Raw genomic sequence first — 25,096 nt, 5'->3', positions numbered from 1 at the left:
GTCAGCTCTCCAGTCCAAAGCGGATGCGGGCGCCGCGGGCACCGGCGTTGACCAGCCGGTCGGCGATGATGGCGATAAAGGCGATGGCGAGCCCGGCGACCAGACCGCGCCCGGTGTCGGCCTTGGTCAGTGCAATATAGACCTCCTGGCCCAGGTCGCGGGTGCCGACCAGCGCGGTGATCACCAGCATCGACAGCGCCAGCATGATGGTCTGGTTGATGCCCAGCAGGATCTCCGGCAGCGCCATCGGCAGCCGAACCAGGCGCAGCAGCTGCCATTTGGTGCAGCCGGATACCAGGCCTGCCTCGATCAGCTCGCTGCTGACGCTGCGCACCCCGTGGGCGGCATAGCGGACAGCCGGTGCCAGCGCATAAAGGACGATGGCGATCATTGCGGTGAAGTCGCCAACCCGAAACAGCATCACCACCGGGATCAGGTAGACGAAGCTGGGCAAGGTCTGCAGCGTGTCGATCAGCAGGTTGATGGCGATACCCGCGCGTCGGTTCAGTGCGGCCAGAACGCCCAGGGGAACCCCGATCAGGGTGGCAAGGATAACTGAGGCGCCGCAGAGATAGACAGTGACCATCGCCTTGGCCCACAGGCCGCTGACCGCAATCAGGGCAGACATCGCGCCGCACAGAGCTGCCAGCTTCCAGCCGCCGGCGTGCCAGCCAAGCAGCGTCAGCATGGCAATGGCCCAGGGCCAGGGAATGCCCAGCAGGGTTTTCTTGATTGGCAGCAGGAACCACTGCAGGAAGAAGATTTTCACGGCCTCGAACGCATCGAAGTAGTTCACGTTCAAGTACTTGACGGTGTCATTCCAGAAAGCGCCGGTGGTGATGGTCTGGCTTTGCGGGTAGTCCAGCAGTAACGGCGAGAAACGGCCCAGTACCCAGGTGACCGCCAGCAGGCAGAGCACCAGCACCGTGCGCTTGTTCCGGGCGGCCCAAGAACCAGGCTTTGTGTGGTGGACTTGGCCCATGCGCTCTGCGAAGGCCTGGCTCAGCCGGTCCACCGCAATGGCTAGCACCACGATGGCGATGCCCGCCTCAAAGCCCGCGCCGATGTCGAGGCGGCGCAGCGCGGCCAGCACGTCGAAGCCAAGCCCGCCCGCGCCGATCATCGAGGCGATGATCACCATGTTGAGCGTCAGCATGATCACCTGGTTGACGCCGACCATCAGGCTTTGGCTGGCCGAGGGCACCAGCACCCGCCACATCAGCTGCCGCCGGGTGGTGCCGGCCATCCGGCCGAAGTCGAGGATTTCCGGATCCACCGCCTTCAGCGCCATGATTGTGATGCGGATCATCGGCGGGGTTGCATAGATGATGGTGGCAACCAGCGCCGATACCGGGCCAAAGCCGAACATGAACAGGATCGGCACCAGGTAAGCGAAGATCGGGATCGTCTGCATCAGGTCCAGAACGGGGGAGAGGATGCGCTCGCCCAGGGGATGGCGGTAGGCCCAGATGCCGGCCAGCAGCCCGCCGCCCGCGCCGAGCGGCACCGCGATGAGCACTGAGGCCAGCGTGACCATGGCGCTGTCCCATTGCCCGAAAACCGCGAGATAAGCAAAGCAGGCTCCAACAAGCGCGGCCAGACCCCAACTGCGGCAGTAATGCCCCAGGGAGATCACCGCAGCGGTGACGGCGATCCAGCTGGCGGCTGGGAGCAGAACCTGCGGCTCCGGGCCTGGATCGAACAGAAAGCCGTGTGCCAGCAGGTTCAAGGCCAATTCATAGGGCTGCTCAATCAGCCAGGCGATGGCGCGGGTGGCATCGGTGAAGGAGACCGGGCCGACAGCTGCCTCCTCCATCAGCCAGGCCATGGTCGCGGAGATGTATGTGTTGAACGGAATATCCCAGGAGGACGGGATCTTGACCATCCAGCGCGCATCCAACGCCTTGGCCAGGTCGCGGCCGAACCAGCCCAGCAGAATCGTGGCAAGCACCAGCCCCCAGCAGATCGCAGCCTGCCGTGTCAGATGCGCTTTCATGCCGCCTCTCCGGCGCCGAACAGCACCCGTGCCACCGCCGTGCGGCCAATGCTGCCAACGATCCGGCCGTCCGCATCACACACCGGTCGCGGAGCATCCGCGGCGATGATCTGTTCCGCGACCTCCGACACCCGGGCGGCTGCCGGAACGGGCAGGCCCTCGGCTTGCGTGCCAGGGGTCATGATGCCTCCCACCGTCAGCACCTTGGAGCGCGGGATGTGGCGGGTGAATTCAGCGACATAATCCGTGGCCGGGTTCAGCACCAGTTCCTCCGGAGTGGCGACCTGAATGATCTCGCCGTCCTTCATGATGGCAATGCGGTCGGCGAGGCGCACGGCCTCCTCGAAGTCGTGGGTGATAAAGACGATGGTTTTGTGCAGGCGCGCCTGCAAGCGCATGAACTCGTCCTGCATCTCGCGGCGGATCAGCGGGTCAAGCGCAGAGAAGGGCTCGTCCAGAAACCACAGGTCGGGCTCCGTCACCAGCGAGCGGGCGATGCCGACACGCTGCTGCTGGCCGCCGGACAGCTCTCGCGGGTAATAGTCCTCGCGCCCCTTCAATCCGACAAGTTCCACAACTTCCCGGGCCTTGGCTTCGGCTTCGGCCCTGGGAGCGGCCTGAACGGCCAGCGGGAACATCACGTTCTGCAGCACGGTCAAATGCGGCAGCAGGGCAAAGTGCTGGAACACCATGCCCATCTTGTGGCGGCGGATATCAATCAATTCCTGCTCGCTGGCACGCAAAAGATCGACGCCGTCAAACAGCACTTCGCCGCCTGTCGGTTCGATCAGCCGGGACAGGCAGCGCACCAGGGTCGACTTACCGGAGCCGGACAGCCCCATGATGATGAAGATTTCCCCTTCGGCGATGTCGATGCTGGCATTGCGCACGGCACCGATGATGCCTGCACGCTGGATATCTCCGCCGCTGGGGGCGGGATTTTCGCGCAGAAAGCCTTCAGGGTTCGCGCCGTAAAGCTTCCAGACATTGCGGCAGGATAATTTGGTCTTGGGTGTCATCACGCAGCTCCGGACCCGGCCCGCAAGGGCAGCCGGGGAAAATTGACGGGTCAGAAGAAAAGCCGGGGCCGCCTGAGAGCGTAAGGGCAGCCCCGGAGGAGTGAGATCAGTTGCTGATCCAGCCGGACCAGCGATCCTTGTTCGCAGCCATCCAGTCGGAGACCACGGTGTCCACTTCAACGCCTTCAAGGTCCGCCTTGCCGACCATGGCGCTCATTTCTTCGTTGGTGATGCTGTAAGCCTGAATGACGTCATAGGCGCCCGGCCATTTCTCCGGCAGGCCGGCCCAGGCCGCTTTCCAGATCGGGCCGCGCGGCTTGCCGCAGTCATAGGCCATGTCCGGGTTCACGCCTACCGACGGATCAGAATAGCATTCCGGAGAATAGGCGGGAAACTCAACAAACTCTCCGTCGTATTTTGAGGGAGCCCAGTGTGGCACATAGACCCACAGGACAATCGGGTCCTGGCGCTGATAGGCGGATTCCAGTTCTGCAAACAGTGCCGCATCGGTGCCGGCATGCACCACTTCAAACTCAAGCTCCAGCGCCTCGACACGCTCTTCGTCGAAACCGCCCCAGGTTACCGGACCGCCGACATAGCGGCCGTAGGGCGAGGTCTCCGCGGTGGCAAATTCGTCGGCGCAGTCCTTCAGGGCCTGCCAGTCGGGCAGGCCCGGGCAGCGGTCCTTCATATAGGCCGGGTACCACCATTCCTCGATCGCCATCAGACCGGTTTCGCCTGCATTGATCACCTTGCCGGACGCAGTGGCTTCGTCCAGCGCTTCGCGGCCCGTTGTCTCCCAGATCTCCATAGCCAGATGCAGGTCGCCGGTCTTCAGCCCGGCAAATTGCGCGATGTAATCCGCCTGGACGTATTCGACGTTGTATCCGGCCTCCTGCAGGATGCTGCCCATGATCTTGGTGTTGATCAGCTGGCCGGACCAGTCGTGCAGTGTCAGTTTGATCGGATCGGCGGATTCTGCAGACCAGGCGGATGATACGGAAAGGGCGGCTGTCAGCGCCGCGGCTCCCAATATTCTGAGGTTCTGTCGCATGTGGATTTCCCTGTTGTGTGGTGTTGTGTGCGATTCTTGGCGTCGCGTAGGGTTATCGTGCAGATTGCTTGGCTTTCCGTCAACAAAAACCACAAAAAGCAACATAATTGCGCTTGGCGTGCCAAGATGTGCGCCAAAACACGAGGCTGCATGTTGCATTGTGTGGCTTTTTTAAATACGGCTTGGGTGGCGCCAAGAACAATGTCCTGCTTGTGAAATGAACCAGAAAACCACCAATCAGCGCGAAGAAGAGATACTGCGCGAGCTTCATCGCGCAGGAGGATCCTGCCGTGTGAGCGCGCTTGCCGAGCAGCTGAACGTCTCGAACGAAACCATCCGGCGCAACGTCAAGACGCTTGAGGAGCGCAGAATAGTGCGCAAGGTGCATGGCGGTGTGCATCTGAATGAAGATGTCATCGAGCCGCCATTCGAAAACCGCCTCAGCGCACATGCCGATGTGAAAACAATACTGGCCCAATCCGTGGCGGACACAATAAGTGACGGGGATTCAGTGTTTCTGGATATCGGGTCGACAACGGCCTATGTCGCGCTGGCGCTCAGAAATCACAGCAACCTGTTTGTGGTCACGAACTCGGTTTTTGTAGCTCAGACGCTGGCCACGCGGAACAACAACCGGGTTTTTCTGGCAGGCGGCGAGCTGCGCGCCCATGACGGCGGCGCTTTCGGCGCAGAGGCGCTGGACCTGGTGCGGCGCCTCAATGTTCAATTCGCGGTGTTCTCGGTTGGCGCTGTAAACAGTGAACTGGGCTTCATGCTGCACGATCTTGAGGAAGCCAATATTGCGCGCATCGCAGCTGAGAACGCGCAGGTCTGCATCGTCGTGGCGGACAGCGGCAAGTTCAACAAACGCGCTCCGGTCTCTCTGGACAAGATGTCGGCGATCGACGTCTTCTTCACCGACACCCCCCCGCCGGATGGCATCAGGGCCATGCTGGAAAAGCATGAGATCGAAACGGTCGTTGTTCAAACTGAAGGCTGGTAAACTGGTTCGGCAAAACAGACGGCAATGAGCAAAATTTTTTCTCGCTTTTCAGCAATGATCTAAGAGCAGCCCCATTGATTTTCGGCGAGTGAGCTACTTCCCATCCTTCGGGCAGGACCTAAGGCAATTTGAGCTCTCCTTCGTTCACCGGACCTGCATGATCGACCGCTAGGGTCAGCTGCCTCTGCGAACGCGTTTCGATGCCGTCAATACGACCTCTCCTTTGGCGAATGGTTGTTCAGCCGGTTCATCCATCACTTTGACATTATTGAAACTAGCAACGAAAGCTGGCGCTGAATGAACGCGGGAGCAGAACAAGGAAATTCGCTGGGCTAGACGTCGGGCGCCTCAACCTGCCGCAACTTCGTGGCAATCTCGTCGAGCTTGTGCAGCTTCGTTCCCGTTCTGGTTCTTCGTTTTCTCAAACATAGCATCGGACCACTTCAATTGTGGAGGATCACGTCGCTTGGCAGACAATGGGGTGAATGCAATTAATGGCGGTGTTGCCTTGATTTAATATCTCTTGAGTTGCATTTTAAAGATAAAGGCAACCGTTAATGCACGTTCAGGATGCATTGATATCCGGTTGTTAACAGCTGTCCCCCAACGTGGCCTCGAAACATTTATATGAGTGAGGCGAAACTATGGGTGCGAACGAAAAGGCCGCAACGCCGGAAACAGGTCAGGCCAGCAAGGACCTTCAGGGGGTCGTGGACGCCATTAACCGCGTCCAGGCTGTCATTGAGTTCGAGCTGGATGGCACAATCATAACGGCGAACGAGAACTTTCTTGCAACGGTCGGATACACGCTGGGGGAGATCGAAGGCAAGCACCACCGCATGTTCTGCGACCCGGCCTATGCGGCGTCTGACGAATACCGGGATTTCTGGCTTCAGCTCGCGATGGGTGAGTTTTCGGCCGGCGAGTACAAACGCCTGGGCAAGAATGGCGCAGAAGTGTGGATCAATGCCTCTTACAATCCGGTCTTCAACGCGGATGGCAGGCCATACAAAGTGGTCAAGTTTGCCACCGATGTTTCCAAACAGAAACAGCTGGAACAGGTGAACCTGCGCAAGACCACGGGGTATGAAAATGCGTCCGCGGCCATGATGACCGTTGACCGCGACTTTATCGTAACCGATGTCAACGCAGCGACCCGAGAGTTGTTGAGCCGAAGTGCAGAAGCTTTTGCACAAGTCTGGCCGAATTTCGATCCGGCCCATATCATCGGAACCTGCATCGACCAGTTCCACAAGAACCCGGCCCACCAGCGCAAGCTGCTGTCGGACCCAGCCAATCTTCCGTACAAGACCGACATAACAATCGGAGACTACAAGTTCGCGCTGAATGTGGGCGGCATCTTTGATCAAGGCGGCGAATATGTCGGTAATATGCTGGAATGGGCCGATGTGACCGAAGCCCGGATGAATGCCGGCGTTCTTGCTGCTCTGGACCGTGCGCAGGCCATCATCGAATTCACCCCGGACGGCAAAATCACCAACGCCAACGAGAATTTTCTGGCAACGGTGGGATATTCGCTGGATGAGATCGTCGGTCAGCATCACCGGATGTTCTGCGATCCGGATTATGCGAGCTCTCCAGAGTATCAGAAGTTCTGGGCCGATCTGGCCGCCGGAGAGTTTGCGGCCGGCGAATTCAAGCGCTTCGGCAAGGGCGGGGCGGAGGTCTGGATCAACGCCTCTTACAATCCGATCCTGGATGCAGGCGGCAAGACCTTCAAGGTGGTTAAATTTGCCAGCGACATCACTGAAGAAAAACAACGCATTGCTGAGCAGGATGGCAAGATGGCGGCCATCAGCCGGGCCCAGGCCATGATTGAGTTTGAACTGGACGGCACCATTCTGACCGCCAACCAGAATTTCCTGGCTACAGTAGGGTACTCCATGGATGAAATCCGCGGCCAGCACCACCGGATGTTCTGCGATCCGGAGTACACAAGCTCGCCTGAGTACAGGAAGTTCTGGGCAGATCTGGCCTCCGGCGAGTTCTCGGCTGGCGAATACAAACGCTTTGGCAAGGGCGGCAAGGAGGTCTGGATCAATGCCTCCTACAACCCGGTGTTCAATGCCGATGGCAAACCCTTCAAGGTGGTGAAATTCGCCACCAACATCACCGCTGAAAAGCAGGTGGCACAGGAAGTGACCCGGATTGCAACGCAGTTTGCTGAACAGTCCAAGAAGATCTCGGAGCAGGCCCACACGGTTGCCGGCGGCGCCCAGACCCTGGGCTGCACCACCGAGGAAATCAGCGCCTCTGTCGAGGAGCTGAGCGCTTCCATCGACTCAATTGCCCAGAACAGCAATCATTCCGACGAGATCGCCCAGAAAACCAAGGAAGAAGCCGACCTGGGGGCAAAGGCGATTGAACGGTCGATTGAGGCCATGGACCTGATCAACGCCTCTTCCGAAGAGATCAGCGAAATCGTCAAGACGATCAGCGAGATTGCCGGGCAAACCAACCTGCTGGCCTTCAACGCCGCGATTGAGGCTGCGCGGGCCGGGGAGCACGGCCTGGGTTTCTCTGTGGTGGCGGACGAGGTGCGCAAGCTGGCGGAGCGGTCGTCGCAATCTGCCAAGGAAATCAGCAAGCTGATCAATGAAACGGTGAAGCGCGTGACCCAGGGCAGCGAGGTCTCGAGAGAGGCGGGCGCGGCCTTCACAAAGATCCTCACGGGCATCTCGGATACCACCGATTCCATCGCTCAGATATCAGTGGCCGCAAATGAGCAGCAGACAGCGGCGCGGGACGTGTCTGAGGCCATCCAGAGCATCGTGGACGCATCCGAAGAAGCTGTTATCGCCTCAGATTCCATCGCCGCTGCGACCGAGGAGCTGAACAGCGGAGCGCAGGAACTGAAGACTGAAGTCGGCCGGCTTGGCTGCTGATCCATTGCATTGGCGAAAGGACCGGGGATGAGAAAACCTGACACTGACATCACCATGAGCGATGGGGATTTTTCCAAACTCCGCGCCATCGTTCACCGGAACACCGGAATTACCATCGGCGAGACCCGCAAGACAATGCTGGTCAGCCGCTTGCGGCGGCGGCTGCGGGAGGTCGATGAACCGAGCTTTGCATCTTATATCTCCCGTCTCGCCTCCGACCCTGCGGAGATGCAGGAACTGACGAACCGGGTGACCACCAACGAAACCTATTTTTACCGCACACCGCGGGTTTGGGACTATTTTCAGGATGTGTTCCTGCCGGAATTCCACGCTCGGGGCGAAAACCTCCGGATGCGGGTCTGGTCAGCCGCGGCTTCAAGCGGGGAGGAGGCCCACACCATCGGCACCATCCTGGAGAAGCAGCGGCTGGAGAAACCGGGTTTCGACTATTCCGTGCTTGGCACGGATGTCTCTTCGCGGGTTCTGGATGTGGCGCAAACGGGGGTTTACAACGGCCGCTCGATTGCCCGCTTCCGCAAAGAAAAGCCCGACCTGTTTGCCAGCCACATGAAAGGCAGCGATGCAGACGGATACAAAGCGGTGCCGCAGATCCGGGCCCGGCTGAAGTTCAAGCTGCACAACCTTCTGGAAAAGCTTGGCGGCACCAGCCCGTTCGATGTCGTTTTCCTGCGCAATGTGCTGATTTACTTCACTGACGAAGATCAGGAAAAGATCCTCCAGCATGTCAGGGAACTGATCAAACCAGATGGAGTTCTGTTCATCGGTGAAAGCGAGACACTGAACAATCTTCGTACCGGGTTCGAGCAGCTTGCACCGATTATCTACCGCCCGTCCGCCAGGGTGAGCAGCCCATGTGCGTGAATGATGTTCAGAAAATTCACGTGCAGATCGGCCAGGTGAAAACCGGCCGGGCCGGACAGTCGCTGAACGCGATTCTCGGCTCCTGCATCGGCCTCGGGCTGCTGCATCCTGCCAGGGGGATCTATGGGCTGGCGCATTGCCTGCTGTCCAAGTCTCCGGAAACCTCGGATGCCATCAGCGGCAGGCATGTCGATCAGGCGCTCAGGTCACTGCAGTCCCTGATGGAGGTGTCTGGCAAGGATCTGCGCAAGCTTCAGGCGATTGTCGTTGGCGGCGCCAATATGACGATGCCGGCAGATACGGATCCAGAGCGGCTTGTCGGGAGCATCAATGCGCGTTCCGCCTACCGGGCGCTGCGGGACGCCGGCGTCCGCAATATCCACGAAGATGTTGGCGGAATGCAGGGGCGGCAAGTGACCATCGACTGCTCCAGCGGCGAGTTCACTGTCAAATCCATTCCGCGCTTGGGGGGGCAGTCATGAAACCGGAAACCTCGACGCCGCTGATCCTTGGCGCGGAAGGTGCATCCCAGGGACGAGCGGGCTGTTCCGCAGCCGGGGCCGAGGGCCGCGCAGCAGCTGGGCAAGCCACGGAACCGCCGCCCGCTGCAAAAGAGAAGCGCAGCCATTCAAACAAGTACGGGTCTTTCCTGATTGACGACAGCGAGTTTGCAATACCGGTCTCCTCGCTCCAGGAGATCGTGAATGAACCGGAGGATATTTCGCCGGTGCCGCTTGCTCCGTCTTTTATGCTGGGCCTGTTCAACCTTCGCGGCATGATTGTTCCGGTGATAGACTTGCGCAGCCTGCTGGAGTTCCCGGCGGCTGGCAGTGCGACTGCGCGCAAGGTGGCAATCATAGAACACGGTGAACATTGCATTGGCCTGCTCTTTGACAGGACCGGCGAGGTCTTGAACGGAAAAGGCGTGGCGCGGGTGGATTTCCGGCCCAATGGCGACGGCATCAAGGATGTGGTCATCGACGGGGTGCTGAAATTCGACGGCGGCGAAAGGCTGGTGCAGATACTGGACCCGCATGAATTGCTGAACCTGGAGAAGCTGCCTCGGGCGGACAATGAAGCCAGCAAGGAAAGCGTCAAGCTCAACAGGGGCAAAAAGCTCGCCTGCGTATCCTTTCAAACCGGACACACCACCTGTGCAATTGACCTTCGCTTCGTGAAAGAGGTCAGAACGGTTCCCGAGCTGGAGCAGTCCCTGTTGACCGGCGGCAACGTGATCGGCACCGCAAACATGCGCGGCGTCATTCTGCCAGTGATAGATTTCCGCGGTTTCATGGGCGATGACGCACAATTCAAGCTTGGGGCAACCACTCCCAAGGAACGGCGCATGCTGGTGATAGATACCCTCGAGGGGCCGGTAGGGCTCATGGTCTTCTCAATCGACAGCATCCTGCCGTTTTTTGAGGATGAAGTGCTGCCCTTTGCCAAGCTGGCCTTGCCGCGCGGCGATCTGGTAAACGGGTGCCTTCTGGATAAAAACAATCAGATTGTCATGATGCTGGATCCGGAGAAGCTATTGAAAGAGCCCAGCTTTCTGGCCGCCGCAAAAGCATGTCAGGAGGTTTTTCCGCCTGAGACGGCAGAGGGCGAGGCTGAGGAGCAGGAAGCCCGGTCGGCGCGGCGCACCTTCATTAAGTTTACTTTCGAGAAAAGGTTTGCGTTGGACACCGCGCACGTCAGCGAGGTGATCAACCGGCCCAAGGATCTTCTGGAACCGCCGTTTTCCTTGGAATTCGTCGAAGGTATTCTCAATTTGCGGGGGGAGCTGATTACCTTGTTCAATCCCCGGGTGCTGTACGGCCTGCCGCCGGCATCCAGCCGGGATCAGAAGGTCCTGATTTTCAGGCACGGAACGCAGAAGTTCGGGATACTCGTGGACTCCGTCGACGAGATTATCATTTCGACGGAAAACCGGGTGGCTGAACTGAAACCCTTGGATCAGCAAAACACCTCGAAGAATATTGCAGAGGATGTGTCCGGCTGCCTGCAGCATAAAACAGCGGATGGCAGGCACGAGTCGATTTTGATCCTCGACACAACTGCGCTGGTGGAGCGCTGCTTCCAGGCCGCCTAAGGGCAGCCGGTGCCACCGGGTAGCGATCGGCCAAGGAAGCAGCAGTGCTTCCAGTTCACAAATCTTCGCAGCATTTTGCATTGCTTGGCGTGTTCGGGGAAACCAGCTTTCCAGTGAAGTTTTTCTTGCCGCAAGAGAGGTGATGCGCTACCCGCGCTTTACCGGTCCCGCAAGGGCTAAGAGGGAATCCGCGGCGCCGTACGGTGCCAAACGGAACTGCCCCCGCAACTGTAGGCGGCGAGTGCTGTGCCATAAAGTCACTGGACCATCCGGTCCGGGAAGACGGCACAGGCAATGACCCGCCAGTCAGGAGACCTGCCGGTGCGAAACCGAAACACACCGGACGGGGTTGTCCGGGGAGGTTGCCGATAAGATGCGCCGCCGCTGTCTGGTGCCGCATGAAGGGGGCCAGGCTCCCGCCTTAGCGGTCAATGCCCTTTCACCCGTTCTCCGGTCATTGACACATGGAGATCGAAGATCATGTTTCTGCGTTCCGGCCTGATGGGCCTTTCCTTCGTTGCGGCAGCTCAGGCCGCAGCAGCCAGCGAGACCTTTCCGCTGACCATTCAAAACTGCGGCGAGGCCGTCACCTTCGAGGCGCCGGTTGCGTCCTCCGTGACCGTCGGCCAGGCCGCGACAGAGGTGCTCTATGCGCTGGGGCTGGGCGACAAGGTGCTGGGCACCTCGGTCTGGTTCAACGACGTGCTGCCCGAATATGCTGAGCTGAACGCCAAGGTCGAGCGGCTGGCCGACAACGACCCGAGCTTTGAAAGCGTTGTAGCCAAGCGCCCGGGTCTGGTGGCTGCCCAGTATGAGTGGCATGTCGGCCCCGAAGGCGTGGTCGCCAAGCGCGAGCAGTTCCATGACCTCGGCATCCCGACCTATGTGATGCCCGCGGATTGCGTCGGCAAGGACAACACCACCGGCGGCGACGGCACCCGCACCCGGATGTTCACCACCGAAAGCCTCTATCAGGGCATCGAGGAGCTGGCAGCAATCTTCGGCGAGTCCGAAAAAGGCGCAGAGCTGGTCGCAGACTACAAGGCGCGCGAGGCCGCGGCTGTAGCCAAGGCGCAAGAGGTTGCGCTGGACGATGCCTCCGCCGTGTTCTGGTTCTCCTCGCCTGAAATGGAAAGCGATCCGTTTGTGGCCGGCCAGAAAGGCGCGCCGGGCTACATGATGCAGCAGCTGGGCCTGAAGAACGTCATCGAAACGGACGAGGAATGGCCGACCGTTGGCTGGGAAACCATCGCCAAGGCCAACCCGACGGTGATCGTGATTGCCCGCATGGACCGCCGCCGCTTTGCCGCAGACGATTACGAGAAAAAGCTGGAGTTCCTGCGCAATGACCCGGTCGCCAGCCAGATGGACGCGGTCAAGAACGGCCGCATCGTGGTAATGGACGCCCAGGCCATGGACGCCACCATCCGCGCCATTTCGGCGCTGGAGGATCTGGCGGCTGAACTCAGCGCGATCGGCGCAAGCGAATGAGTGCAGCCGCCGCACTAGCCTGGCAGGGCATCCGGGGCGCGTGCCTTGCCCTGCCGGTGCTGGCTGCGGCGGTTCTGGCAGGCGCAATGATCGGGGAAACCGCGCTTGCGCCTGACCTCGTCCTGTCCGTTCTGGCCAACAAGCTGGCGGGAGCGGGCCTGCCGGTGGACCCGGTGGACCAGGGCATCATCTGGAGCTATCGGCTGCCGCGGGCGCTGGTGGCTGCGGCCTGCGGGGCGGCGCTGGCGGTGGCCGGGGTGGTGCTGCAGGCCTTGCTGCGCAATGCGCTGGCCGATCCCTACATTCTTGGTATTTCTGCCGGCGCCTCGACCGGGGCGGTGGCGGTCACCATTGCCGGCCTCGGTGGCGGCGCCCTGTCGCTGTCCTTCGGCGCCTTCAACGGGGCGCTGCTGGCATTCGGCTTTGTCGCCATTCTGGCGCGGGCCGCCGGGGCAGGGGGCAACCGCGCGGCTACGGCGCAGATTGTGCTGGCAGGCATAGCGGGTTCGCAGCTGTTCAACGCGCTGACAGCCTTCATCATCGCCAAATCCGCCAATGCCGACCAGGCCCGCGGCATCATGTTCTGGCTGATGGGCAACCTCAGCGGCGTGCGCTGGCCGGATGTGTGGCTGGCGGTGCCGCTGGCGATGGCGGGCTGGATGATCTGCCGGTTCCATGCCCGCGCGCTGGACGCTTTCACCTTTGGCAGCGACTCTGCCGCCTCGCTTGGCATCCCGGTCCGGTGGGTACAGGTGGTGTTGATCTTTGCCACCGCGCTGATGACCGCAGTGATGGTGTCGATCGTCGGCTCCATTGGCTTTGTCGGCCTGGTGATTCCGCATGCGGCGCGGTTCCTGGTTGGTCCCGGCCACCGCAGGCTGATGCCTGCCGCGGCACTGACCGGCGCCGTGTTCCTGATCGCCGCCGACATCGCTTCCCGCATCATCATCCCCGGCCAGGTGCTGCCCATCGGGGTTGTCACCGCCCTGATCGGGGCACCGTCCTTTGCGGTGATCCTGGTGCGCGGGCAAAGGACGGCGCGATGAGGATCGAAGCCCGCAACCTGTCCTTTGCCGTGCGCGGTAAGACCTTGCTGCAGGATGTGTTGCTGGCAGTGCAGCCCGGTGAAACGCTGGCGCTGGTCGGCCCGAACGGCTCCGGCAAGTCAACCCTGATGCGGCTTCTGTCCGGCCTGGCCAAACCCTCGCAGGGCGAGGTGCTGCTGGCAGACAAGCCGCTGACCAGCCTGACCCGCCGGGAGATCGCCCAGCGGATCGCCATTGTTGAACAGCAGGCCGACACGGCAGAGCGCATCACCGCGCGCTCTGTGGTGGAACTGGGCCGTACCCCCTGGCTGTCGGTGTTGAAACCCTGGAGCGGGCAGGACACGCAATTGGTGGACAAGGCGCTGCGCACGGTGGAGATGGAAGGCTTTGCCAGCCGCGAATGGGCTACCTTGTCCGGTGGTGAGCGGCAGCGGCTGCACATCGCCCGCGCCTTGGTGCAGCAGCCGGGGCTCTTGCTGCTGGATGAGCCAACGAACCACTTGGACATCCACCACCAGCTGTCGATCCTGAACTGCATCCGGAACCTGAAAGTGACAACCGTGGTGGCCCTGCATGACCTGAACCAGGCCCTGACCTGCGACCGGGTGGCAGTGCTGTCACATGGGCGCCTCGTGGCATGCGGCGCACCCGCGCAGGCGCTGGCGCCTGAAACGGTGTCTGAGATATTTGGTATCAAGGCCCGCTGGCTCCAGGATGCCGAGGGCGAGGAACCCTTCCTGTCCTTTCAATTGGCCTGAGGCCTCAGACGCACAGGCCGCCCGTACCTGCTGACCCGCGCCGGAGGTTCTCAGCCTGGTGCGCCGGACAGATCGCAAGACTGGATGAAGGCGCAGCACTCCTCTGTCAGCGCGGCGAAGCGGGACCGTTCGCGCTGGTACAGGTAAACCGCACGCTTGTCGGGCAGATCTGCTATCGGACGGAAGGCGGTGGCTTCTGGCATGAAGCGGGCGACTGTCTGCGGCAGCACCGTCACCCATTTGCCGGTCCGCACCATGGTAATCAGCGAATGGGTGTTGTGGATCGTCACGTCGGCATTACTGCTGGCCTCAACGAAACGCTCGTTTCGGATCAGGCTGCACAGGGCGTTGCGGACAAAGGATGCACCGATCACATCTGCAATGGAAGGGGCAGCCTCCTGCTGGTGCAGCGGATGATTGGTGGAACAGACCAAGCCAAAGCGGTCTTCGAACAGGGGCACGGCCCTGACGCCATTCAGCGGGTGATAGCCGGAAGCAATGCCGATATCGGCCTTTCCCTCCGCCAGCGCGTCCAGCACCTCCTGGGTGTCGGTGTCGCGCAGTTCCACCTTGAGGCCGGGATGGCGGGCCGTCATATGCTCCAGCACCGCCGGGAAAACCAACGCCGCAACCGATGGAACCGAAACGATCTGCAGCAGCCCGTGAGCGGCTTCCGCCGCCAGTTCGATGCTCTGCACAGTCTGGTCAAAACGGCGCACCTGCTGCTGCGCCAGTTCAAAAACCTGCGCGCCCAAAGGCGATAACTGATTTTTGCGCTCGCCCTCGAACAGCCTTTTGCCCAGATGCTCCTCCATCTGCTTCAGAGTCATTGAAACGGCGGATTGGGTCCGGCCCAGCCGGTTGGCGGCCTCTGACAGATTGCCCGTTTGGGCCACAGTGCAGAAGGCGCGCAGCATTTCGATTTTCAATGCCATGATTCAATAACTCTGAAGTTCTTTACAGTTTATTGAGTTTGACTGATGTGGACTGCGGAGTCCATCCTGCTGCAAACCTGAAATTCAGCATCTGGGGCTTCTCTGTGACCAAACTGAACCTGATTGCCGGCGAATGGCTGGCGGGCGAAAGCGAAATCGAAAACCGTAACCCTTCTGATCTGAGTGATCTGGTTGGCATGTTTGCGCAGGCAAGCGGCGATCAGCTGGAAGCAACCCTGGATCAGGCGCAGATCGCACAGCGCGAATGGGCGGCTTACGGGCTGGAGCGCAAGCAGGCGGTGCTGATGAATATCGGCAATGAGTTGATGGCCCGCGCCGAGGAGCTGGGCACGCTCTTGAGCCGCGAAGAAGGCAAGCCGCTGGCCGAGGGCAAAGGCGAAGTCTACCGTGCGGGCCAGTTTTTCACCTACTACGCCGCCGAATGCCTGCGCCAGATCGGCGAAAACGCTGACTCCGTGCGCCCCGACATCGAGGTGGACGTGCGCCGCGAGGCCGTCGGTGTGGTGGCAATCATCTCCCCCTGGAACTTCCCGACCGCCACTGCCTCTTGGAAAATCGCGCCGGCGCTTTGTTACGGCAACGCCGTTGTGTGGAAACCCGCCAACATCACCCCGGCCTCGGCTGTTGCCCTGACCGAGATCATCGAACGTCAGGACATCCCCAAGGGCCTGTTCTCGCTGGTCATGGGCTCCGGACGCTCGATCGGCCAGCGCCTGGTTGAAAGTCCCAAGGTGAACGCGATCTCCTTCACCGGCTCGGTGCCGGTGGGCAAGGGTATCGCGTCCGCCGCCATCCAGAACCTGACCAAAGTGCAGATGGAGATGGGCTCCAAAAACGCGCTGGCGGTGATGGACGACGCCGACCTGGATCTGGCCGTCACCCTGGCGCTGGGCGGCGCCTTTGGCGGCACCGGACAGAAATGCACCGCCTCCTCCCGGCTCGTGGTCCACGCGGCCATCCATGATGCCTTTGTCGACAAGCTTGTCGCCGGGGCACAGGCCATGAAAGTGGGCCACGCGCTGGAAGCGGGCGTGCAAATGGGGCCGGTCGTCAGCGAGCAGCAGCTGAACGAAAACCTGGCATATGTCGATCTGGGTAAATCCGAAGGCGCCGAGCTGGCCTGCGGCGGTCAGCGCCTGGAGATGCCGCACGAGGGCTTCTACATGTCCCCGGGCGTGTTCCTGAACACCACCAACGACATGCGCATCAACCGCGAGGAAATGTTCGCGCCGCTGACCAGCGTTATCAAGGTCGGCAGCTATGACGAGGCGCTGTCGGTGGTGAACGACACCAACTTCGGCCTGACCTCCGGCATCGTCACCCAGTCGCTGGCCCGCGCCACCCATTTCCGCCGCAACGCGCGCACCGGTGTGGTCACTGTCAACCTGCCGACCGCAGGCACCGACTACCACGTGCCCTTCGGCGGCCGCGGCGACAGCTCCTATGGCCCGCGCGAGCAGGGCAAGGCGGCGGCGGAATTCTACACCACTGTCAAGACCGCCTACATCAGCGCCGGCAAGCCGGTCTGAGACTGAAATCCTGGCCGCGCCGAAAACCGGCCTGCCAGTTTGCGGAAGCGCCCGCCCTCCTTGTTTCCCCTGTGGCGGGCGCGTCCTGCCCGCCGCCTGAAGGGCGGGTGCGCGACTTTGAAAACCGAGGTGCTTGAATGACCGGATACCGTATCGACTGCCTGCAATATGCCAACTGGTCCGAAAAGATTTTCCGCCAGCTGCGCGAGGGCGGCGTGGACGCGATCCATGTCACCATTGCCTATCACGAGACCTTCCGTGAGACGGTTCTGAACTTCGAGAAATGGAACCGCTGGTTCGAGCAGTACCCGGACCTGATCATGAAGGGGCAGTGGGCCTCTGACATCGACAAGGCCCGCGAAACCGGCCGAACCGCGGTGTTCTTCGGCTTCCAGAACCCCTCGCCGATGGAGGATGACATCGGCCTCGTCGAAATCCTGCACACGCTGGGCGCCCGTTTCATGCAGCTTACCTATAACAACCAGTCGCTGCTGGCGACCGGCTGTTACGAGGCCGAGGACAGCGGCATCACCCGCATGGGCAAGCAGGTGATCAAGGAGATGAACCGCGTCGGCCTGGTTGTGGACATGAGCCACTCCGCCGACCGCTCCACCATCGAGGCGGCGGAGATTTCCACCCGCCCCATCGCCATCACCCATGCCAACCCGCATGAATGGTCGCCCGCGCTGCGCAACAAGAAGGACGACGTGATCCGCGCAGTGACCGGCCATGGCGGCATGCTGGGCTTCTCGGTCTATCCGCACCATCTGAAAGATAAATCTAACTGCACCTTGCAAAGTTTCTGCGAGATGATCGCACGCACCGCCGAAAAATACGGGGTGGAGCATCTCGGGATCGGCACCGATCTCTGCCAGGATCAGCCCGACAGCATCGTTGAATGGATGCGCGTCGGCCGCTGGACGAAAGAGATCGACTACGGCGAAGGATCAGCCGCCGCTCCGGGCTTCCCGGAAATGCCCAGCTGGTTCAAGGACAACCGCGACTTTGGAAACATCGAAGAGGGCCTTCGCGCGACGGGCATGAACGATGACGAGGTCAGCGGCATCATGGGCGGGAACTGGTACCGGTTCTTTGCCGAAAACTTTGGCCCAAAGGGATAGGTCATGGAAACAACCGCGCAGACAACGATATCACGACGGGACCCGGCGCAGGTCATGCGCCTCAGCCGCCTCGGCTCCCTGCATCAGTGCCGCCTCAGCTTCATGCGGGTGCTGACACGCCGCATGGCTCGGGAAAACTGGAGCTTTGCGCGCCCCAAGTTCGATATCGATGCCAAGGGCGTCGGCGTGGCGGTCTACACTGCCACCGGCCCTGCGCGGACCTACTCCCTGATTGCCTTCGCCCACGACCTGCCGCCGGAAATGCGGTCGGACAGGGTGATCGCCACCGCTTGGGACGCGACCTTCACCCTCTTCGACGGGGTGCCCACGGAAGCGGATATTGAACGCCTTTCCAAAAACGTGCCGTATCAGGAGGCAGGCCGGGTCAACGAGAAGTCCCTGTCGGTCTCCCGCGCCAACCGCTCTGTGCGCCTCTGGGCGCATTTCGTTGATGCGCTGTCGCAGGGCCGGCAGCCGGACCCCGCGCAGGTGGACGCCGTCGGCTACCTGATGCGCACCACCGCCGTCTACGGCTCCGGCAAGCTGGGGGCCGCGGACCGTGAGGCCATTGCGGACCGCCCGGAACTCAATGCGCCGTTCCAGGCAGAGATGCTGTCGGTCTATCTGACCCGCGTCTTTGTCCGCGATCTGGTGGAGCATATGGCGCGCGCCAAGGGCGGTGAAAACGCGGTATCTCTGGCGCCCGAGACCGCGCGGCGGCTGGGCATCGGCAATTCCACCGGCCTGGGCATGGCGCCCTACATCGTCAACCACCCGGTGCTGTTCAACAATTGGATCAAGGCGCGGGAAGAGGCGATTGCGCGGGTGCGCTCGGTCGAAACCGCCACCGCTGACGAAGCCGCCTGTTTCCGCCGCATGCTTCGGCGGAGTGAGCTGTCGGCAGCGCGCTGGCGTTCCGAACACCCGGTGCAGATCGAAAAGCTTGCAAGCCTGCAAAAGGACCTTGAGGCGCTGGCTGCATGGGTCGCCTCAGATGATCTGCTCAACGATAAACCTTGGGACCGCTTGATCAGCTGGAGCGCGACGGAGCTGAGCCTGGAGGGCCAGGAACTGGCGGCTTCGCTGATCCTGGAACCCTATGCCGAGCTGGTGGACGGGCTGTCCGACTGCATGGCCGACGCCAACAAGGACGCCTTCATCATTGATGGCGCCATGCCGGTCGCGCAGGTGCGGGAGCTGCTGAAAGACAGCTTTGGCTGGGCGCTTGATCTGGACTGGTCTGCGCGCGAAAACTGCGCCCGCGCCTGGTATGTCTCGGAGGAGAAGCTGGAACCGCGCATGGGCGAACGCTTTGACGAGCCGATTGCCGAGTACGAGCAGCCGCTGGCCCCGGCCCGTGACGCTGCTGCGGCGCATGCCGCGCTGGCAGGCCAGGATGGCGAGGAACCCATCGCAGCCTTCCTGCTGCGTCACCCGGAACACCGCCACACCGTGCGCCGCGCACAGATGAGCCTGGTGGCGCCTTATGGCGAAATCCGCAGCAACACCATCAGCGACCGGGTGCTGCCGATTGACATGCTGCGGGCGAAACTCTCGTTTTTCGGGGCAACCCATTTCGACCCCCGCTCTGACCGCTGGGTGCGGATCTGCATGTATGCGGGCGCGCCGTACCCGGAGGACCTGTCCACCGCCAACGCCGACCTGTGGGTTTATCCGGAGGCTGATCAATGAGCTATGCGCTGAACGAAGTCGAAGCCACCGCCAAACGCGCCGCCCGCGGGGCAGGGTACAGCTGGGGTTTGGCAGAGGAAGCCTCCAAAGCCACCCGCTGGCTGTGCGCGAAGGGGATTGACGGATCCGCTCTGCTGGCCGGACTGCTGGAGGCCGGATATGCGGCGAAGCTGCCAGCTCATGTGCCGCAAAGCCTGGATGGCGACTGGCTGGCCGAGGCGCCGCTGTGCCCGCTGGCGACTGGTGCGGCGCTGTCAGACTGCGCTGCGCGGCTGCAGGTGCTGACATTGGCCATCGGGCCAGTTTCCCAGCCCGCAATGATCCTGCCCTTTGCCGCACTGGCCGCACGCCAGCTTGGCGCCTGTGTCACGGTTGAGGGCGAAGGCTTTCAATCCGTCACCGACGGTACCAGGCTGCAATGCGAAGGCACACTGCCAAACGAGGCGGCCCGGCTGACCATCCGCGCGGCAGGCAGCCTGTCAAACCCATACCCGATCTGCACCCGGGCCGAACCGGAGGAGGCGGCCTGGGCCGTCCTGAACCGCTATGCCCATAAAACCTACGCTCCGGCCACCGAGGAGTCGCGCTTGCTGGGCGCCGGCGCCGGGCTGTCGGACAACGACTGAAGAGGCACCGACATGACCGAAACCAGAACCCTGACCCTTGCCGAGATCGAGGACTTGTCCTTCCGTGCCCTGGTGGCCGCAGGCACGTCCGAAGCCAACGCCCGCCCGCTGGCGGTTGCCACCGCCGCGACTGAGGCAGACGGCGTGGCCAGCCACGGACTTGCCTATATCCCGATCTACGCAGAGCACGTGCAATGCGGCAAGGTGGACGGGCAGGCGGCTCCGGTGCTGTCCCGCCCGCGTCCTGGCGTCGTGGCGGTGGATGCCGCCACCGGCTTTGCCCATTCCGCGATCGATCAGGGTTTTGAGGCGCTGATCCCCGCGGCCCGCGAACAGGGCGTTGCGGTTCTGGCCATCCGTAACAGCTACAACTGCGGCGTTCTGGGCTACCACACCGCTCGTCTGGCCCGCGCCGGGCTGGTGGGGCTGGGCTTTACCAACGCGCCGGCGTCTATTGCGCCCTCGGGCGGCAAGAAACCGGTGGTTGGCACCAATCCATTCTCGGTTGCAGTGCCGGGCGCGGATGGCGAGCCTGAACTACTGATTGACCAAAGCGCCAGCACCATCGCCAAGAGCGAAGTGATGAAACACGCCCGCGAAGGCAAGGAGATCCCGCTGGGCTGGGCGCTGGACGCTGACGGCAATCCGACTACTGACCCGGACGCAGGCCTCAAGGGCTCGATGGCGCCGTCGGGGGGCTACAAAGGCGTCGGTGTGGCACTGCTGACCGAAATCATGGCCGCCGCACTGACCGGAGCAACGCTTGGCATCAACGCATCGCCGTTCTCCGGTACCGCGGGCGGGCCGCCGAAAACCGGCCAGATGTTCATCGCAATCGACCCGGGTGCGACAGCAAATGACGCTTTTGGTGCTGGAATGGCCGGGATCGTGGAAGCGGTGCGCAGCCAAGACGGCGCACATCTGCCCGGAGACGGGCGGCGGGCAAAACGCTTGCAGGCCCGTCAGGACGGCGTCGCTGTCAGCGTTGCAACGCTGGCAAGGATCGAAGCCCTGCTGGGCTGACGCCAGATACCGGCGGTTGCGCGAACCGCCGGACAATCCGCACCCCGGTGCGGCACGTGCGAAACGGGAGGAAACGCATGTCAATAAAGCAACCTTTTACAGATCTGGAGATCAAGACCTCCGACGAGGGCTTCTATAAGGGGCACAGCGTCGAGATCGCCTTGCTCAGCAAGGGGATCATGGTCGCCCTGGTTCTCTGGGCACTGGTCTGGCCGGCAAACGCCACGGGCGTTCTGGGCAGCCTCAACTGGCGGATCCTTGAGGATTTCAACGCCTTCTACATCATCATCGTCGGTTTCTTCGCCTTTTTCCTGTTTGTGGTCGCCGCACTGCCGCAAACCGGTAAGCGGATCATGGGGGGACCGGGCCAAGGCAAGGAGTTCTCGGATTTCTCCTGGTTCTCGATGATGTTCGGCGCCGGTCTGGGCGTCGGCCTGATGGTCTTCGCAACCGCCGAACCGCTGGGCCTCTGGGGCTCCAACCCGGTGGTTCTGGCTCAGGAAGTGACCGGCAACACCGAAGAAGCCATCCAGTCCGGCTTCCGCTACACGTTCCTGCACTACGGCTTCCACGCCTGGGCGATCTACGTTGTGACCGGCCTGTCGCTGGCCTACTACGCCTATACCCGCGACATGCCGCTGACTATCCGCACCGCGCTGACACCGCTGTTCGGCAGGCTGATGAACGGCTTCCTGGGCCACGTCGTTGACGTGCTGGGTGTTGTTGCCACCATCCTGGGTGTCTCCGTGACCATCGGTTTCGGCGTCTCTCAATTCGTGGACGGCGTGTATGCCATCACCGGCATGGAATGGATGATGGACATGAGCGGCGACGCGCCTGCACCGGGCACCGTTGGCCTTCTGGCCGGCCTGTTCGCGATCATGGGCCTGTCGATCATCTCGGCGGTGTCCGGCGTGGGCCGCGGCGTGAAGTATCTGTCGAACCTGAACCTGGTTCTGTCGATCATCCTGCTGCTGACCTTCGTTGTCTTCGGCTCCTTCATGTTCGCAATGACCACCTATGCCTCGGCCTTCGTGGACTACATCCTGCACTTCACCTCGCTGAGCTTCGGTGCCTACGGCCCGCAGTCGGCTGCTGACTTCGCAGCGGCTCTGCCGTCCGAAGCTGCACCTTATGCCGATGCGCTGCGCGGTGGTGCTACCAATGCCTGGGGCTCCTTCGACGGCTTCAAATCCGGCCTTGAAGGCGAAGCCGCTGCTCTGTCCGACGATGTTCTGGCAGCAACCTATGCCGCTGGCGAGGCACAGCGCCAGTTCGGCTGGCAGGCAGGCTGGACCACTTTCTACTGGGCCTGGTGGATCGCGTTCTCGCCCTTCGTGGGCCTGTTCCTGGCGCGCATTTCCCGCGGCCGCTCGGTGCGTGAGTTCATCCTCGGCTGTGTGATCGCACCGGCACTGGTCTGCTTTGCCTGGATGACCATTCTGGGCGGCACCGCTATCGACCTGGAACTGACCGGCGGCGCCGAAGGCGCGATCATCGGCGCATCGAACACCGCCAAGCTGTTCGTGACCCTGGGCCAGATGATCGACGGCGGCCTGCTGTCCGGCATCACCATCATGTGTGTTGTGCTGATCATGACCTTCCTGGTCACCTCGGCGGACTCCGGCATCCTGGTGATGAACACCATCATGTCCGGCGGCGACCAGAACATCGGCAACAAGCACAAGATCGTCTGGGGCCTGATCCTGACCGCAGTCATTGGCACCCTGCTGTTCGCAGGCAAGCAGAATGGCGGGGCCGACCCGATGGAAGCGCTGAAAAGCGCCATGATCATCGGCGCGCTGCCCTTCACCATGGTTATGGGCCTGATGTGCGTGTCCCTGGCCAAGGCGCTGTTCCGCGACGGCCAGCGCGAGAAGGCTGCGGCGCCCGCCGAATAACGCCAGAACACCGGGCGGCGCAGCTGCGTTGCCCGGCTGCTACAAACGCCCTTTCGATGAAGGGCCGGAAGCCGGGGGGAATCCTCCGGCTTTTTCTGTCCGTGCGGTGGCCGGCGGGTTCAGCCACGCATAAAAAAGCGCCCCGGACATCCGGGGCGCTTCTGTTGTTTCTCGCCTGGAGGTCAGCCTGCCAGGTCGAACCTGTCAGCGTTCATCACCTTGACCCAGGCCGCCGCAAAGTCGCGGACAAAGGCTGGGGCCCCATCGTCCTGGGCATAGACCTCAGCCAGTGCCCGCAGCTGCGAGTTGGAGCCAAACACCAGATCCGCGCGGGTGCCGGTCCACTTGACCGCACCGCTGGCCCGGTCGCGGCCTTCATAGGTGCCGTCGCCAGACGGTTTCCACTCAACACCCATATCCACAATACCGCTGAAGAAATCGGTGCTCAGTGCACCAACCCGGTCCGTGAACACACCGTGCTTGGAACCGCCGTGGTTGGCACCCAGCACCCGCAACCCGCCAATCAGTGCTGTCATCTCCGGTGCGCCAAGGGTCAGCAGCTGCGCCCGGTCCACCAGCATCTTCTCAGCCGGTACGGCAAAGTCCGCCTTCTGGTAGTTGCGGAAGCCATCGGCCTCCGGCTCCAGCACCTCAAAGTTTTCAACGTCTGTCTGCTCCTGCGTGGCATCGGTGCGGCCCGGAGTAAAGGGCACATCCACTGGATGCCCTGCCGCCTTGGCAGCCTCTTCGACAGCAGCGCTGCCCGCCAGCACGATCAGGTCGGCCATCGAGACCTTTTTGCCGCCGGATGCACTTGCGTTGAACTCGCTCTGGATCTGCTCCAGCGCGTTCAGCACCTTGGCCAGCTTGGCAGGCTCATTCACCTCCCAATCCTTCTGCGGCGCGAGGCGGATGCGGCCGCCATTGGCCCCGCCGCGCATGTCGGAGCCGCGGAAGGTCGAGGCTGAGGCCCATGCCGTGGAAACCAGTTCCGGAACCGAAAGCCCGGTGTCAAGGACCGCCGCCTTCAGCTGTGAGACGTCCTGCGCATCCACCAGCGCGTGATCAACCGCTGGCACGGGATCTTGCCAGATCAGGTCTTCGGCAGGCACGTCGGCCCCCAGATAGCGTGACTTCGGCCCCATGTCGCGGTGGCACAGCTTGAACCAGGCGCGGGCAAAGGCATCAGCGAACTTCTCCGGATTGGCGTGGAAATCGCGCGAGATCTTCTCGTACTCCGGGTCCATCCGCAGTGACATGTCGGCGGTGGTCATCATCGGGGCATGGCGTTTGCTGGGGTCGTGGGCATCCACCACCATGTGCTCGGGCTTCACGTTCTGGGCTTCCCACTGCTGGGCGCCTGCCGGGCTTTTGACCAGCTTCCACTCATAGCCGAACAGCACATCGAAATAGCCCATGTCCCAGGTGGTCGGGTTCGGCTTCCACGCACCTTCGATGCCGGAAGTAGTGGCATCGCCCCCTTTGCCGGTGCCATGCGCGTTGGCCCAGCCAAAGCCCATCTGCTCCATTGCGCCTGCTTCGGGCTCTGCGCCTACCAGCTCAGGATCGCCCGCACCATGCGCCTTGCCGAAGGTATGGCCGCCTGCAACCAGCGCCACGGTTTCCTCGTCATTCATGCCCATGCGCCCGAAGGTGTCGCGCACATCCCGGCCTGAGGCCACCGGATCCGGATTGCCGTCAGGGCCTTCCGGGTTCACGTAGATCAGGCCCATCTGCACCGCCGCCAGCGGGTTATCCAAGTCCCGGTCGCCGGAATAGCGGCTGTTGGCCTGGTCGCTGGTCGCCAGCCACTCAGTTTCGGATCCCCAATAGACATCCTCCTCCGGCGCCCAGATATCTTCGCGGCCGCCGCCAAAGCCGAACACCGGCCCGCCCATCGATTCAATGGCGCAGTTGCCCGCCAGGATCATCAGGTCCGCCCAGGAGATCTTGTTGCCGTACTGCTGCTTGACCGGCCACAGCAGGCGGCGCGCCTTGTCC

19 protein-coding genes and 1 riboswitch are annotated in these 25,096 nt (G+C 62.0%); of the genes, 14 read left to right on the top strand and 5 right to left on the bottom strand.

Annotated features, from left to right (window positions below; genetic code table 11):
* Position 1 precedes the first annotated feature (1 nt).
* The 3 genes from A9D60_RS12050 to A9D60_RS12040 form a co-directional block, all read right to left on the bottom strand.
* The gene (locus A9D60_RS12050) at positions 2-1,996 is read right to left on the bottom strand and encodes an ABC transporter permease (RefSeq protein ID WP_065267836.1); all 1,995 of its coding nucleotides are present in this window, start codon (positions 1,994-1,996) and stop codon (positions 2-4) included.
* Complete coding sequence (locus A9D60_RS12045; protein WP_065267835.1) at positions 1,993-3,015, bottom strand: quaternary amine ABC transporter ATP-binding protein; 1,023 nt, start codon at positions 3,013-3,015, stop codon at positions 1,993-1,995. Before A9D60_RS12045 ends, A9D60_RS12050 begins: the two co-directional genes overlap by 4 nt.
* Positions 3,016-3,121: 106 nt before the next feature.
* Positions 3,122-4,069: an ABC transporter substrate-binding protein gene (locus A9D60_RS12040; RefSeq protein ID WP_065267834.1), complete on the bottom strand. Its 948-nt coding sequence runs from the start codon at positions 4,067-4,069 to the stop codon at positions 3,122-3,124.
* Positions 4,070-4,286: 217 nt separating this feature from the next.
* Between A9D60_RS12040 and A9D60_RS12035 the strand changes: the two genes are divergently transcribed.
* From A9D60_RS12035 to A9D60_RS12000, 8 genes are all read left to right on the top strand, one after another.
* Positions 4,287-5,072: a DeoR/GlpR family DNA-binding transcription regulator gene (locus A9D60_RS12035; protein WP_065267833.1), complete on the top strand. Its 786-nt coding sequence runs from the start codon at positions 4,287-4,289 to the stop codon at positions 5,070-5,072.
* A 644-nt stretch (positions 5,073-5,716) separates the two neighbouring features.
* A complete protein-coding gene (locus A9D60_RS12030; protein WP_083194181.1) occupies positions 5,717-7,978 on the top strand; it encodes a methyl-accepting chemotaxis protein in 2,262 nt (753 codons plus the stop codon).
* A gap of 27 nt (positions 7,979-8,005) precedes the next feature.
* A complete protein-coding gene (locus A9D60_RS12025; RefSeq protein ID WP_083194180.1) occupies positions 8,006-8,860 on the top strand; it encodes a CheR family methyltransferase in 855 nt (284 codons plus the stop codon).
* Positions 8,851-9,342, top strand: coding sequence for a chemotaxis protein CheD (locus tag A9D60_RS12020; RefSeq protein ID WP_065267831.1), 492 nt, complete (start codon positions 8,851-8,853; stop codon positions 9,340-9,342). The genes A9D60_RS12025 and A9D60_RS12020 overlap by 10 nt, the downstream gene beginning before the upstream one ends.
* Positions 9,339-10,952 (top strand): chemotaxis protein CheW, encoded by a 1,614-nt coding sequence (locus A9D60_RS12015; RefSeq protein ID WP_065267830.1) that lies wholly within the window; start codon positions 9,339-9,341, stop codon positions 10,950-10,952. The genes A9D60_RS12020 and A9D60_RS12015 overlap by 4 nt, the downstream gene beginning before the upstream one ends.
* 145 nt (positions 10,953-11,097) lie before the next feature.
* Positions 11,098-11,289: riboswitch (cobalamin riboswitch) on the top strand.
* A gap of 143 nt (positions 11,290-11,432) precedes the next feature.
* Positions 11,433-12,443, top strand: a complete 1,011-nt coding sequence (locus tag A9D60_RS12010; RefSeq protein WP_065267829.1) for an ABC transporter substrate-binding protein — start codon at positions 11,433-11,435, stop codon at positions 12,441-12,443.
* Complete coding sequence (locus A9D60_RS12005; RefSeq protein ID WP_065267828.1) at positions 12,440-13,489, top strand: FecCD family ABC transporter permease; 1,050 nt, start codon at positions 12,440-12,442, stop codon at positions 13,487-13,489. The genes A9D60_RS12010 and A9D60_RS12005 overlap by 4 nt, the downstream gene beginning before the upstream one ends.
* Positions 13,486-14,247, top strand: coding sequence for an ABC transporter ATP-binding protein (locus tag A9D60_RS12000; RefSeq protein WP_065267827.1), 762 nt, complete (start codon positions 13,486-13,488; stop codon positions 14,245-14,247). The genes A9D60_RS12005 and A9D60_RS12000 overlap by 4 nt, the downstream gene beginning before the upstream one ends.
* A gap of 50 nt (positions 14,248-14,297) precedes the next feature.
* On the opposite strand, the gene A9D60_RS11995 is transcribed toward A9D60_RS12000, so the two are convergent.
* Complete coding sequence (locus tag A9D60_RS11995; protein WP_065267826.1) at positions 14,298-15,182, bottom strand: LysR family transcriptional regulator; 885 nt, start codon at positions 15,180-15,182, stop codon at positions 14,298-14,300.
* Between the two features lie 104 nt (positions 15,183-15,286).
* Between A9D60_RS11995 and A9D60_RS11990 the strand changes: the two genes are divergently transcribed.
* The 6 genes from A9D60_RS11990 (at position 15,287) to A9D60_RS11965 (ending at position 23,095) form a co-directional block, all read left to right on the top strand.
* The gene (locus A9D60_RS11990; RefSeq protein WP_065267860.1) at positions 15,287-16,732 is read left to right on the top strand and encodes an aldehyde dehydrogenase family protein; all 1,446 of its coding nucleotides are present in this window, start codon (positions 15,287-15,289) and stop codon (positions 16,730-16,732) included.
* Positions 16,733-16,869: 137 nt separating this feature from the next.
* Positions 16,870-17,853, top strand: a complete 984-nt coding sequence (locus tag A9D60_RS11985; protein WP_065267825.1) for a membrane dipeptidase — start codon at positions 16,870-16,872, stop codon at positions 17,851-17,853.
* Positions 17,854-17,856: 3 nt separating this feature from the next.
* Positions 17,857-19,545, top strand: a complete 1,689-nt coding sequence (locus tag A9D60_RS11980; protein WP_065267824.1) for a hypothetical protein — start codon at positions 17,857-17,859, stop codon at positions 19,543-19,545.
* Positions 19,542-20,171: a DUF3726 domain-containing protein gene (locus A9D60_RS11975; protein ID WP_065267823.1), complete on the top strand. Its 630-nt coding sequence runs from the start codon at positions 19,542-19,544 to the stop codon at positions 20,169-20,171. Before A9D60_RS11980 ends, A9D60_RS11975 begins: the two co-directional genes overlap by 4 nt.
* Positions 20,172-20,183: 12 nt before the next feature.
* Positions 20,184-21,194 (top strand): Ldh family oxidoreductase, encoded by a 1,011-nt coding sequence (locus A9D60_RS11970; RefSeq protein ID WP_065267822.1) that lies wholly within the window; start codon positions 20,184-20,186, stop codon positions 21,192-21,194.
* 77 nt (positions 21,195-21,271) lie between these two features.
* On the top strand, positions 21,272-23,095 hold the full coding sequence (locus tag A9D60_RS11965) for a BCCT family transporter (protein ID WP_065267821.1): 1,824 nt from the start codon (positions 21,272-21,274) through the stop codon (positions 23,093-23,095).
* A gap of 182 nt (positions 23,096-23,277) precedes the next feature.
* Here A9D60_RS11965 and katG read toward each other — a convergent pair.
* A partial coding sequence (gene katG / locus A9D60_RS11960; RefSeq protein WP_065267820.1) for a catalase/peroxidase HPI occupies positions 23,278-25,096 on the bottom strand: 1,819 nt, incomplete at its 5' end.

This window comes from Leisingera sp. JC1, assembly GCF_001679925.1.
In the GTDB taxonomy this organism is placed as follows: Bacteria; Pseudomonadota; Alphaproteobacteria; order Rhodobacterales; family Rhodobacteraceae; genus Leisingera.
This window is presented reverse-complemented; position numbering and strand designations above follow the sequence as displayed.